Below are 11,798 nucleotides of genomic sequence, written 5' to 3'. Positions count from 1 at the left end.
AAATGAAACCGCCCCCGGCGCGGTGCGACGGGGGCGGTGAAAGGGCACGAAGCGGCTCAGGCCGTAGGAGGCACGTAGCCGGCCGCAGCATCGGCGCCGCCGCCGAAGAAGTGGTTTTCCATCTGGCGGGCCAGGTACTGGCGGGCGCGTGCGTCGGCCAGGTTCAGGCGGTTTTCGTTGACCAGCATCGTCTGGTGCTTGAGCCAGTCGGCCCAGGCCTGCTTGCTCACGCCTTCAAAAATGCGCTTGCCCAGCTCGCCGGGGTAGGGCGGGAAGTCCAGGCCTTCAGCGTCAACGCCAAGCTTGATGCAGTGAACGGTACGTGCCATGGGGAATTGAGTCCTTGTCTTGTGGAGATTCAGATGTTTTGGGAATAACAAACTGAAATCTTATTGGTTTGAGTTTTAAGAGTTGGCTTTGAGAATGCTTTCCACGGCACCAGACCGTCGTCTCCACTCTCTACCGACACTCCAATGAAAATTCGCCGCCACTTTATCAAGTTTCCTGTCGCCGCCGGCCTGATCGCGGGCTTGACCCTGTCGGCTCTGCCGGCGTTGGCCCAGTCGGTGCAACTGCTCAATGTCTCCTACGATCCGACGCGCGAGCTGTACGTGGAATACAACCAGGCCTTCGCCAAGCACTGGAAGGCCAAGAGCGGCCAGGACGTGAGCGTCAAGCAGTCGCACGGCGGCTCGGGCAAGCAGGCGCGTTCCATCATCGACGGCATCGACGCCGACGTGGCCACGCTGGCGCTGGCCGGCGACATCGACGCCCTGGTCAAGAACGGCAACCTGCTCAAGGCCGACTGGCAAAAGCGCCTGCCGCACAACTCGGCGCCCTACAGCTCCACCATCGTCTTCCTGGTGAAGAAGGGCAATCCCAAGAACCTCAAGGACTGGGACGACCTGGTCAAGCCCGGCGTGCAGGTGATCACGCCCAACCCCAAGACCAGCGGCGGTGCGCGCTGGAACTACCTGGCCGCCTGGGAATTCGCCAAGCGCAAGTACGGCGGCGACGCACAGGCCAAGGACTTCATCGGCAAGCTGTTCAAGAACGTGCCCGTGCTGGACACGGGCGCGCGCGGCGCCACCATCACCTTCGTGCAGCGCGGCGTGGGCGATGTGCTGCTGGCCTGGGAGAACGAGGCCTTCCTGGCGCTCAAGGAGTTCGGTCCCGAGAAGTTCCAGATCGTCGTGCCTTCGCTGTCCATCCTGGCCGAGCCTTCGGTGGCCGTGGTCGACAAGGTCGTGGACAAGAAGGGCACGCGCGCCGTGGCCGAGGAGTACCTGAAGTACCTGTACTCCGAGGAAGGCCAGCGCATCGCCGGCCGCAACTACTACCGTCCCACCGATGCCAAGGTCAAGGCCGAGTTCGCGGACAAGTTCCCCAAGCTGGAGCTGGTCACCATCGACCAGGCCTTTGGCGGCTGGGCCAAGGCCGACAAGGACCACTTTGCCGACGGCGGCAGCTTCGACCAGATCTACACCAAGAAGTGAGTGCGGCGCGCCGGCCCGGCCGGCGCCCACCCACTGATTCACCCGCTTTCCCAGACCCCTGCCAACCCCCACGATCCGCCATGTCCATCTTCCTGACCTCCCGCCACTCTTTGCAGGCCGCGCGCCGCACGGCGCAGGCAGGCGTGCGGATGCACAAGGCAGGAGTGGCAGGCAATGCAGGCGTGGCAGGCGTGGTGGCATCCAGCCCTTTTCCTCGCTTCGAGACCATGGCCTTCGCCAGCCGGCGATGTAGCACCTGACGACTCCGTGCGGCGCGTCTGCAGGCCTGGTCCTGCAGGCGGCTGCCCCTTGCTCCGCCTTCCCTTTTTTGTTTTCTGGCTGCATGCCGCGCGCATGCATGGGCAGCGCTTTGCCTGCGCCACGCACCACTCTTCCAAGGATGTCCGTCATGGTCTCGTTTGATTCTTTCCCCCGACACACAGCCAACTGGCGCCGACGCCAACTGCTGGGCGCGGGCCTTGCCGCAGCAGTCGCCACGGTGGCCGGCCCGGCCCTGGCCCAGGACAAGGCGGGTGACCGCGTGCTGCGCGTGGGCCACCAGAAGGGCTGGCTGTCCATCCTGAAGAGCCGGGGCACGCTGGAAAAGCGGCTGGCGCCGCTGGGCGTGTCGGTGCGCTGGATCGAGTTCAACGCCGGCCCCGTGCAGCTGGAGGCGCTGAACGTGGGCTCCATCGACTTCGGCGATGTGGGCGAGGCCCCGCCCATCTTTGCGCAGGCCGCAGGCGCACCCCTGGTCTATGCGGGCGCCACCGTGCCGCGCCCCGGGCTGGAGGCGGTGATCGTTCCCAAGGATTCGCCCATCCGCAGCGTGCAGGACCTCAAGGGCAAGCGCGTGGCCTACAACAAGGGCTCGAACGTGCAGTACTTCCTGGTCAAGCTGCTGGAAAAGCATGGCCTGAAGTACGGCGATGTGCAGTCCGTCTTCCTGGCGCCGGCCGATGCACGCGCCGCCTTCGAGCGCGGCTCCGTCGATGCCTGGCTGATCTGGGATCCCTTCCTGGCTGCCGCGCAAAAGACGCTGGACGCCCGCCTGCTGGCCGATGCCACGGGCGTGGTCAACAACCGCGCCTACTACTTCACCTCGCGCGATTTCGCCACGCGCAATGCCGATGTGCTGCGCATTGCCATCGAAGAGGTCGATGGGATTGACCGCTGGGCCTCGAAGAACCAGACGGCCGCTGCCGCCGAGCTGTCCAGCATCCTGGGCCTGGACAAGTCCATCACCGAGCTGTACCTGAGCCGTGCCCGCTTCGGCACCTCGTCCGTGACGCGCGAGATCCTGGCCGAGCAGCAGCAGATCGCCGACACCTTCTTCGAGCTCAAGCTCATCCCCCGCAAGCTCAACCTGCTGCATGCCGCGCCGGTGGACCTGATCGCGTCGCGTCCCTGAGCCCAATGCAAGGAGTCCGCACCATGAACGCCATCCCCAAGAAGCCCCGCCTGGACCGCGTGCGCCGCCAGGCCCTGCAACTGCTGGGCACCACCGCCTTCAGCTGGAGCCTGGCCGGTCAGTACGCACGCGCCGAGACGCCGGCCGCCGTGGCCGGGCCCGAGCAGTTGCGCATCGGCTACCAGAAGTCGGCCGTCAACCTGGTCATCCTCAAGCAGCAGGGCGTGCTGGAAAAGCGCTTTGCGGGCACCAAGGTCAGCTGGCTGGAGTTTCCGGCCGGCCCCCAGCTGCTGGAGGCCCTGGCCGCCGGTAGCCTGGATTTCGGCCTGACCGGCGATTCACCCCCGGTCTTTGCCCAGGCCGCGGGCCGCGACCTGCTGTACGTGGGCGCCGAGCCGCCCAAGCCCGAGAGCTCGGCGATTCTCGTGCCATCGGACTCGCCGCTGCGCGCCCTGGCCGACCTCAAGGGCCGGCGCGTGGCGCTGCAAAAAGGCTCCAGCGCCCATTACCTGCTGGTGCGCGCGCTGGACAAGGCGGGCCTGGCCTGGAACGAGATCCAGCCCGTGTACCTGGCCCCGGCCGATGCGCGCGCCGCCTTCGAGCGCAAGAGCGTGGACGCCTGGGCCATCTGGGACCCGTTCTACGCGGCCACCGAGCTGGCGATTCGCCCGCGCGTGCTGGCCAATGGCGAAGGCCTGTCGGGCAACGCCTCGTTCTACCTGGCCTCTCGCGGACTGGTGGAGCGCCATCCGCAGGTGCTGCGCGCGCTGTTCGACGAGCTCACGCGCGCCGATCGCCTGGCCCAGAGCGCACGCCAGGAGGCCGTGGCCCTGGTGGCCGGCTTCAGCGGCCTGGATGCGGCGGTGGTCAGCCGCTTCATTGCGCGCCGGCCCAGCTCCCCCGTGGGCCTGCTGGCTGCGCAGACCGTGGTGGACCAGCAGCGCGTGGCCGATGCATTTTTTCGGCTGGGCCTGATTCCGCGCCAGGTACAGGTGGCCGACATCGTCTGGCGGCCCTCGGCGGCCGAGTACGCGCGGCTGGCCGAGCCTGCGGCGGCACGGCCTTCTTCCGCCCTTTGATTTCCTTCCTCGATTCCGTCCCCTGACTGGAGCAGCGCATGCAGGTTTTCTGGTTCATTCCCACCCACGGCGACAGCCGCTACCTCGGCACGGCCGAGGGCGCCCGCCCGCTCAGCCACGACTATGTCAAGCAGGTCGCCATCGCGGCCGACAGCCTGGGCTACGAGGGCGTGCTGATTCCCACCGGCCGCTCCTGCGAGGACCCCTGGGTCGTCGCCTCCAGCCTGATTCCGGTCACCAAGCGCCTGAAGTTCCTGGTTGCCGTGCGTCCCGGCCTGCATCAGCCCAGCCTGGCGGCGCGCATGGCGGCCTCGTTCGACCGCCTGTCGGGCGGGCGGCTGCTGATCAATCTGGTCACGGGCGGCGACCGTGCCGAGCTGGAGGGAGACGGCGTCTTCCTCGACCATGCCCAGCGCTACGAGCAATCGGCCGAGTTCATCCGCATCTGGCGCGAGATCCTTGAGCGCAGCCATGAGGGCGGCACGCTCGACTACGAAGGTGAACACCTCTCGGTCAAGGGCGCCAAGCTGCTGTTCCCGCCGCTGCAAAAGCCGTATCCGCCCGTGTACTTCGGCGGTTCGTCCGAGGCCGCGCACGACCTGGCCGCCGAGCAGGTCGATGCCTACCTGACCTGGGGCGAGCCCCCGGCCGAGGTGGCCAAAAAGATTGCCGATGTGCGCGAGAAGGCGGCGCGCCATGGCCGCAGCGTGAAATTCGGCATCCGCCTGCACGTCATCGTGCGCGAGACCGAGGACGAGGCCTGGGCCGATGCCGATCGCCTGATCAGCCGCCTCAAGGACGAGACCGTGGTCCAGGCCCAGGCCGCCTTCGCGCGCATGGACTCGGAAGGTCAGCGCCGCATGGCCGCCCTGCATGCCGGCGGCAGCCGCCGCACGCGCGCCGAGCTGGAGATCAGCCCCAACCTCTGGGCCGGCGTGGGCCTGGTGCGCGGCGGCGCGGGCACGGCCCTGGTGGGCGATGCGCAGACCGTGGCCGACCGCATCAAGGAGTACGCGGACCTGGGCATAGACACCTTCGTGCTGTCCGGCTATCCGCACCTGGAAGAGGCCTACCGCTTTGCCGAACTGGTCTTCCCGCTGCTGCCGCTGTCCGTGCGCGACAGGCTGGCTGGCGGCGTGGGCGGGCCGCTGGGCGAGACCGTTGCCAACCTGTACTCGCCGCGCGCGTCGCAAAGCTGAGGGAGTCACGCATGTCCGATGCACGTACCGTTACTGCGCTGCCGGCCTCCTCGGCTCCCCCGACCGGCGATTCCTGGTCGCCGCTGCTGCGCTTTGCGGCCGGCGTGGGCCGCCGCCTGGTGCCCTGGCTGGTGCCGCTGGCGCTGATCGCCGTCTGGCAGGCCGCCTCGGCGTGGGGCTGGCTGTCCACGCGGGTGCTGCCCGCTCCGCTGGATGTGCTGCGCGCCGCGCAGGCGCTGGCCGAGTCGGGAGAGCTGCTCAAGCATGTGCAGGTGAGCGCGGGCCGCGCGCTGGGTGGCCTGGCCATCGGCGGCGGGCTGGGGCTGGCGCTGGGCCTGCTCACGGGCTCGCTGCGCTGGGCGGAGACGCTGCTGGACTCCACCATCCAGATGGTGCGCAACATCCCCGCGCTGGCGCTGATTCCGCTGGTCATCCTGTGGTTCGGCATCGACGAGAGCGCCAAGCTGTTCCTGATCAGCGTGTCGGTGTTCTTTCCCATCTACCTGAACACCTTCCACGGCATACGCAATGTGGACCCTGCGCTGATCGAGATGGGGCGCAGCTACGGCCTCACGCGCTGGCAGCTGTACCGCGAGGTCATCCTGCCGGGCGCGCTGTCCTCCATCCTCGTCGGCCTGCGTTTTTCGCTGGGCCTGATGTGGGTGATCCTGATCGTGGCCGAGACCATCTCGGCGCAGTCGGGCATCGGCTACCTGACCATGAACGCCCGCGAGTTCCTGCAGACCGACGTGGTGCTGGTCGGCATCCTGCTGTACGCCCTGCTGGGCAAGCTGGCCGACTGGTTTGCGCGTGCGCTGGAGCACTGGTGGCTGCGCTGGCATCCGGGCTACCAGCCCAAGTGACACAAGGAGCACGACATGAGCCGATGGAACCGTATGAAGACCACGCTGGCACAGGCCGTGGAGCTGAACACCACCGCGCCGGCGATGGCCTGGGAGGCCTCGTTCGATGCCGATGGCCTGGACGTCAGCGACCGCCTGGCCCAGAACGACGATGCGCCGCAGTCCGCATCCCCCCAATCCGCACCGCGCCGTGGCGTGCGCCTGCAGGCCGGCGGGCTGACCAAGCGCTACGGCCAGCGCGAGGTGCTGCACGAAGTGCAACTGCAGGTGGAGCCTGGCGAATTCGTCGCCATCGTGGGCCGCAGCGGCTGCGGCAAGAGCACCTTGCTGCGCCTGGTCGCAGGCCTGGAGCAGGCCACGGCCGGCACCTTGCTGCTGGACGGCGAGCCCGCCCGCGCCGTGCAGGGCGCGCAGGGCGGCACGCGCATCATGTTCCAGGACGCGCGCCTGCTGCCCTGGCGGCGTGTGCTGGCCAATGTGACGCTGGGCCTGCCCGCCTCGGCCCAGGAGCGTGGCCGCGAAGTGCTGGCCCAGGTCGGCCTGGCCGACCGCGAGGGCGAATGGCCGGCACGCCTGTCCGGCGGCCAGCGCCAGCGCGTGGCCCTGGCACGCGCCCTGGTGCATCGCCCGCAACTGCTGCTGCTGGACGAGCCGCTGGGTGCGCTCGATGCGCTCACCCGCATAGAGATGCACCGCCTGATCGAAGGCCTGTGGCAGCGCCACGGCTTCACGGCGCTGCTGGTCACGCATGACGTGCAGGAGGCAGTGGCCCTGGCCGACCGCGTGGTGCTGATCGAGGACGGCCGCATCGCGCTGGATGAACGCATCGCCCTGCCACGGCCGCGCGTGCACGGCAGCGTGGCGCTGGCGGCCATCGAGCAGCGCATTCTCGACCGCGTGCTGCAAAAGCCCGCCGCCGAGCCCGACTCCAACCCGCTGACCGACACCACGGCCTGGCCCGGCGTACCGGCCCATGGCCTGCGCTGGGCCGTCTGACTTTTCGTTTTCCCCCAACCTTCCTTTGATTCCTTTTGATCCCCAGGAGAAAAACATGTCCATTCAAGCCATCAACGTGCGCAACCAATTCAAGGGCCAGGTGCGCGAAATCATCCGTGGCGATGTCGTCTCCGAAGTCGACGTGCAAACGCCCTGGGGCGTGGTCACCTCGGTGATCACCACGCGCTCGGTGGACGAGCTGGGCCTGGTCGTGGGCTCCGACGTGGTGGCCCTGGTCAAGTCCACCGAAGTGTCCATTGCCAAGCTCTGAGGCCAGGCACTGAAGGCACTGCCGATGCTCAGCCGCCCCAGAGCATCGGCTTGTTGACCATGAGGTAGTAGGTCACGGCCATGGCAATGAAGGCCGGGTAGCCCAGCGCCTCCCAGCGCCGGGCGTAGACGGCATACAGCGCGGGCAGGGCGGCCTGCGCTGCGTGCGCGCCGCGCGCCATGGCAGCCATGCGCACCTGCAGCCAGACCACGGGCAGCCAGCAGGCGCCGGCCAGCAGGTACAGGCCCAGCGACAGTGCCAGCCACGGCGTGGTCAACGGCCAGCCCGCCATGTGGGCCAGGGCAATGCCGCTCACAGGCTGTATGACCACGCAGGGCGTGGTGAACCACCAGTCCGCACGCACCACCAGGCGGCTGACCACGGCCTGGGCAGCGACGCTGCCGCTGCGGTTGGCGAAGAACATGTAGAAGGCCGAGCCCAGGCCGGTGCCGACCAGCAGCACGCTGGACGCGATATGCAGCGTCTTGAGCAACAGGTAGAGATTCATGCGGACTCCTTCGGGGTGACAGGTGCCGACATCAGGTGCAGAAGCATGGCGGCGATCGGCAGGTTCTTGAGCAGCGGCCCCAGCGGATGCAGCCACAGCGTGGGCTGCAGCACTGTGGCCAGCACGGTCATGGCGGCCATCAGCAGCAAGGCCGCCAGATAGCTCTCCCGGCCGGGCCGCAGCCACAGCGCCAGGCCCACGGCCAGGTCGGCGAGCAGGCCGCTCCAGATCAGGAATGTCTGCCAGCGCGCATCGTGGATGCCGGCATCGGCCAGCACCTGCACGCTCAGGCCGCGGTGCTCAATGGCGCTGACCAGGGCCGTGCCCAGCCAGACGGCGATCAGGCTCAAGTGCATGGTGCGCTGTGAAGGGGGCACCTGGCGCAGGCGGTGTTCACCCATGGCGCAGCGTGGCCAGCAACTGGGCGGGCGCAATGCCGGGCCGGCCCAGCAGGGCTTGCAATCCCGCCGGATCGGTGACGTTGTCGCTGGCCAGCAGTGCCAATGTCTCGCTGCACCAGGGTGAGGCGCTGACCCAGTCGCCAGCGCGTGCGCTGGCGCGGGTGAGCCAGCCGGGCAGCGTGCCCACGCGGGCTGGAGCGCGGCCCATCTGCGCACGCAGGCTGGCAATCAGCGCGGCCAGCGGCAAGGGCAGGGGGCCACCGATCTCGATCATGCCCACGGGTTCGGGGCTCGTCACCAGGCCGGCCACGGCCTCGGCCAGGTCGCGCACGGCCACCGGCTGCACGCGGGCCTGCAGCACGGGGCGCGGCAGCAGCAGCGCCGGCAGGCGCGCCATGGACAGGAACATCTCGCTGCTGGCGCCGCCAGCGCCGAACACCACGCTGGGGCGCACCACGCAGCCTTGCAGATGTCCGGCTGCCGTGAGTGCCAGCAGATGCTCGTCAGCGGCGCGCTTGGTGGTGGCGTAGCGCGTGGCACTGCCTTCTATGCCCAGGGCAGAGATCTGCACCACGCGCCGCACGCCAGCCGCCGCGCAGGCATCGAACAGGGCGATGGGGGCCTGGGCGTGCATGGCATCGATGGGCCGGGAGGCGCTGTCGCGCAGCACGCCCACGGCATTGACCACGGCATCCACGCCCGCCAGGTGCGGCAGCCAGGCGTCGGGCGTGGTGGCCTTGGCGTAGTCGAGCGCAGGCAGGGAATGGCGGCTGCGCGCCACGGGATCGTGGCCGGCCAGGGCCAGCAGGTTGACGATATGGCGGCCGATGAAGCCGTTGCCGCCGCAGACCAGAATGCGCATGGTGACCTCCAGTTTCTCTTGTGACGGAAATTTCAGGCTCGGCGTCTGCGCTTGACGCGGGTGTCAGCGGCCTCGGAGCGCACGAAGCGCTGCACGCTGGCGCCCAGGCGCAGCAGCTTGTCCAGCGTGGAGGGCGACAGCCGCAGCATCTCGTCGGTCCAGATGCCCAGTGACTCCATGAGGCGCAGCGTCTCGTGCACGCGGTCCTGGGTGTCGGGGGATTCGTCGTCGAAGCCAGGCTCGGCGATCAGTTCGCGCAGCATCTCGGAGGTCGGGTCGAACTCGCGCTGCTTGCGCTCTCGCACGATGGTGCGCAGCAGCTCCCAGACATCGGACGAGGTCTCGAAGTAGTCGCGGCGGTCACCAGGCCTGCGGCTGGTGCGGATCAGCTCCCAGCCTTGCAGTTCCTTGAGGCTGTTGCTCACGTTGGAGCGAGCGGCGCCCAGCGTGTCGGCAATCTCTTCCGCGTTGAGCGGGCGGCCATGGAAGAACAGCAGGGCGTGGATCTGGGCGACCGTGCGGTTCACCCCCCAGGAGCTGCCCATGTCGCCCCAATGGTGGATGAAACGGTGTGCGATGGAACTCAGTTGCATGGCCTCAGTGTCTGCAGGCCTGAAATTTCTGTCAAGAGAGAAATTTATGAAAGCTGAAAAATCAAAACCGGCTGCAGAGCGGAGGCGGCGCCTGGCGTGGCGCGGCATGTGCTGCTCCATAATGCTGGGCAGCTTGGCCTGCCACCCAGTACATACACAGGCGGGCCGCCGTTTTGAGGGTAACACCATGACTGCTGTGCAAAACCTGCGTGCCATCACCGTGCTGGCCGCCTGCGCGCTGGCGCAGGCCGCGTCTGCTGCCTGCTATTCCGTCTACACGCCCGAGCAGGAACTGATCTACCGCTCCAACCGCCCGCCGGTGGACCTGACCTTGCCGCTGCACCAGACCGTGGACAAGATCGAGCGCGGTGCCACCATGGTGTTCACGCTGGACGAATTCAACTGCATCACCGAAATCAACCTGCTGGCCGAACGCGAGCAACTGGCCCGGGCGCGCCAGGAGCGGCAGCGGGACCTGGGCCGCAGCAGCACTCCGCGGTCCTGAGAGGCAAAAGCGAGTTGGGGGCTTTTTTGGGGAGCCGCCAACAGGGCAAGGGGAGAGCCTGAGACAATCGTGCCCCATGAGTGAACCCCGCGACAACAAGATCCCCGACAACCTGCCCGAAGCCGACATCGACGCCCCTGCACTGCCCGAAGGCTGGCTGCAGGTGCTGTCCATGGATATGGACGCCCAGGGCGTGGCCCGCAAGAGCGATGGCAAGGTGGTATTCATCGACGGCGCCCTGCCGACCGAACTGGTCAGCGCCAACACCCATCGCAAGAAAAACAACTGGGAAGCCGCCAGCCTGACGGCCATCCACCGCGAATCTTCCCAGCGCGTGCGCCCCGGCTGCCCGAATTTCGGTCTGCATGCCGGTGCCTGCGGCGGCTGCAAGATGCAGCATCTGCACGTGGGCGCCCAGGTGGCCATCAAGCAGCGCGTGCTGGAAGACAATCTCTGGCATCTGGCCAAGGTCAAGCCCGAGACGCTGCTGCGCCCCATCGAAGGTCCGTCCTGGGCCTACCGTTTCCGCTCGCGCCTGTCGGTGCGCTATGTGGCCAAGAAGGGCAAGGTGCTGGTGGGCTTTCACGAGCGCAAGAGCCGCTACATCGCCGACATGGAGACCTGCAAGATCCTGCCGCCCCATGTGGACGCCATGCTGCTGCCCATGCGCGCGCTGATCGCCTCCATGGATGCGCGCGAAACCTGCCCGCAGATCGAGGTTGCCTGCGGCGACTCCGTCACGGCCCTGGTGCTGCGCCATCTGGAGCCGCTGTCCGAGGACGACCAGGCCCGGCTGCGCGCTTTCGCAGTCGAGCACAACGTGCAGTGGTGGCTTCAGCCCAAGGGCCCGGACACCGTGCACCTCATGGAGCAGGGAGGCGCCCAGCTCGACTACGGCCTGCCCGATTTCGGCATCACCATGCCGTTCAAGCCCACGGACTTCACCCAGGTCAATCCGCACATCAACCGCGTGCTGGTCACGCGCGCGCTGCGCCTGCTGGATGTCAAGAAAGACGAGCGGGTGATCGACTGGTTCTGCGGTCTGGGCAACTTCACCCTGCCCCTGGCTACGCAGGCGCGCGAGGTGCTGGGCATCGAGGGCAGCGATACTCTGGTCAAGCGCTCCCATGAAAACTACGCGGCCAACAACGCACAGCGCGCAGAGGGCGACAAGCTCGCGCCCACGCGCTTTGTGGCGCGCAACCTGTTCGAGATGACGCCCGAGATGCTGTTCGCCGACGGCGTGGCCGGCAAGTGGCTGGTGGATCCGCCGCGTGAAGGCGCGTTTGCGCTGTCCAAGGCCCTGGCCGACATCCACCAGGCGCGCATCGGTGCCGAAGGCGCCGAGCCCCTGCCGGCAGGGCATGAGGCCTGGCGCTTTCCCGAGCGCATCGTCTATGTCAGCTGCAATCCCGCAACGCTGGCGCGCGATGCCGGCCTTCTGGTGCATCTGGCCGGCTATCGCTGTGTGTCGGCAGGCGTGGTCAACATGTTCCCGCACACGGCCCACGTGGAGAGCATGGCGGTGTTCGAGCGCTGCGCAGACTGACGGCTTGGCTGCCCGTGCCATGAAAAAAGCCGTGGAGCCCTCGGGCGGCCACGGCTTTTTGACGG

At 67.8% G+C, this 11,798-nt stretch carries 15 protein-coding genes; 10 read left to right on the top strand and 5 right to left on the bottom strand.

Annotated elements, in window-relative coordinates; translation table 11 throughout:
• Window positions 1-56 precede the first annotated feature (56 nt).
• Window positions 57-329 (bottom strand): oxidative damage protection protein, encoded by a 273-nt coding sequence (locus tag INR38_RS10665; RefSeq protein WP_012206441.1) that lies wholly within the window; start codon window positions 327-329, stop codon window positions 57-59.
• A gap of 144 nt (window positions 330-473) precedes the next feature.
• Here INR38_RS10665 and INR38_RS10660 point away from each other — a divergent pair, with 144 nt between their 5' ends.
• The 8 genes from INR38_RS10660 to INR38_RS10625 all read left to right on the top strand — a co-directional run bounded on the left by INR38_RS10660 (window position 474) and on the right by INR38_RS10625 (window position 7,315).
• Window positions 474-1,496, top strand: a complete 1,023-nt coding sequence (locus INR38_RS10660; RefSeq protein WP_013801660.1) for a sulfate ABC transporter substrate-binding protein — start codon at window positions 474-476, stop codon at window positions 1,494-1,496.
• A gap of 80 nt (window positions 1,497-1,576) precedes the next feature.
• The gene (locus INR38_RS10655) at window positions 1,577-1,756 is read left to right on the top strand and encodes a hypothetical protein (protein ID WP_207443361.1); all 180 of its coding nucleotides are present in this window, start codon (window positions 1,577-1,579) and stop codon (window positions 1,754-1,756) included.
• A 149-nt stretch (window positions 1,757-1,905) separates the two neighbouring features.
• Window positions 1,906-2,907, top strand: coding sequence for a sulfonate ABC transporter substrate-binding protein (locus INR38_RS10650; protein WP_207443362.1), 1,002 nt, complete (start codon window positions 1,906-1,908; stop codon window positions 2,905-2,907).
• 23 nt (window positions 2,908-2,930) lie between these two features.
• Complete coding sequence (locus INR38_RS10645; RefSeq protein ID WP_043820577.1) at window positions 2,931-3,986, top strand: aliphatic sulfonate ABC transporter substrate-binding protein; 1,056 nt, start codon at window positions 2,931-2,933, stop codon at window positions 3,984-3,986.
• Window positions 3,987-4,024: 38 nt separating this feature from the next.
• On the top strand, window positions 4,025-5,185 hold the full coding sequence (gene ssuD, locus INR38_RS10640; protein ID WP_034395335.1) for an FMNH2-dependent alkanesulfonate monooxygenase: 1,161 nt from the start codon (window positions 4,025-4,027) through the stop codon (window positions 5,183-5,185).
• A gap of 11 nt (window positions 5,186-5,196) precedes the next feature.
• Window positions 5,197-6,048 (top strand): aliphatic sulfonate ABC transporter permease SsuC, encoded by an 852-nt coding sequence (gene ssuC / locus INR38_RS10635; protein ID WP_207443363.1) that lies wholly within the window; start codon window positions 5,197-5,199, stop codon window positions 6,046-6,048.
• A 15-nt stretch (window positions 6,049-6,063) separates the two neighbouring features.
• Window positions 6,064-7,044: an ATP-binding cassette domain-containing protein gene (locus tag INR38_RS10630; RefSeq protein ID WP_047218081.1), complete on the top strand. Its 981-nt coding sequence runs from the start codon at window positions 6,064-6,066 to the stop codon at window positions 7,042-7,044.
• Window positions 7,045-7,099: 55 nt separating this feature from the next.
• Window positions 7,100-7,315, top strand: coding sequence for a molybdopterin-binding protein (locus tag INR38_RS10625; RefSeq protein WP_012206434.1), 216 nt, complete (start codon window positions 7,100-7,102; stop codon window positions 7,313-7,315).
• A gap of 28 nt (window positions 7,316-7,343) precedes the next feature.
• Here the strand turns inward: INR38_RS10625 and INR38_RS10620 are convergent, their stop codons facing one another.
• Genes INR38_RS10620 through INR38_RS10605 form a run of 4 tightly spaced genes read right to left on the bottom strand, consistent with a single transcriptional unit; the run spans window position 7,344 to window position 9,679 of the window.
• On the bottom strand, window positions 7,344-7,823 hold the full coding sequence (locus tag INR38_RS10620) for a DUF2269 domain-containing protein (RefSeq protein WP_012206433.1): 480 nt from the start codon (window positions 7,821-7,823) through the stop codon (window positions 7,344-7,346).
• Window positions 7,820-8,224: a DoxX-like family protein gene (locus INR38_RS10615; RefSeq protein ID WP_012206432.1), complete on the bottom strand. Its 405-nt coding sequence runs from the start codon at window positions 8,222-8,224 to the stop codon at window positions 7,820-7,822. Before INR38_RS10615 ends, INR38_RS10620 begins: the two co-directional genes overlap by 4 nt.
• Window positions 8,217-9,086 carry an NAD-dependent epimerase/dehydratase family protein gene (locus tag INR38_RS10610; protein WP_207443364.1) on the bottom strand — a complete coding sequence of 290 codons (870 nt, stop codon included), beginning with the start codon at window positions 9,084-9,086 and terminating at the stop codon, window positions 8,217-8,219. Before INR38_RS10610 ends, INR38_RS10615 begins: the two co-directional genes overlap by 8 nt.
• Window positions 9,087-9,118: 32 nt before the next feature.
• Window positions 9,119-9,679: a MarR family transcriptional regulator gene (locus INR38_RS10605; RefSeq protein WP_207443365.1), complete on the bottom strand. Its 561-nt coding sequence runs from the start codon at window positions 9,677-9,679 to the stop codon at window positions 9,119-9,121.
• A gap of 187 nt (window positions 9,680-9,866) precedes the next feature.
• Between INR38_RS10605 and INR38_RS10600 the strand changes: the two genes are divergently transcribed.
• Window positions 9,867-10,184 carry a hypothetical protein gene (locus INR38_RS10600; protein WP_013801667.1) on the top strand — a complete coding sequence of 106 codons (318 nt, stop codon included), beginning with the start codon at window positions 9,867-9,869 and terminating at the stop codon, window positions 10,182-10,184.
• 76 nt (window positions 10,185-10,260) lie between these two features.
• Entirely contained in the window at window positions 10,261-11,733 is a 1,473-nt protein-coding gene (gene rlmD / locus INR38_RS10595; protein WP_034395354.1) for a 23S rRNA (uracil(1939)-C(5))-methyltransferase RlmD, read from the top strand.
• The last annotated feature ends 65 nt before the right edge of the window (window positions 11,734-11,798 follow it).

Source organism: Delftia sp. SD018 (assembly GCF_017355445.1).
GTDB classification, from domain to species: domain Bacteria; phylum Pseudomonadota; class Gammaproteobacteria; order Burkholderiales; family Burkholderiaceae_C; genus Comamonas; species Comamonas acidovorans.
Note: the sequence above shows the minus strand (reverse complement) of the source record. Positions and strands in the feature narration are given on the sequence as shown.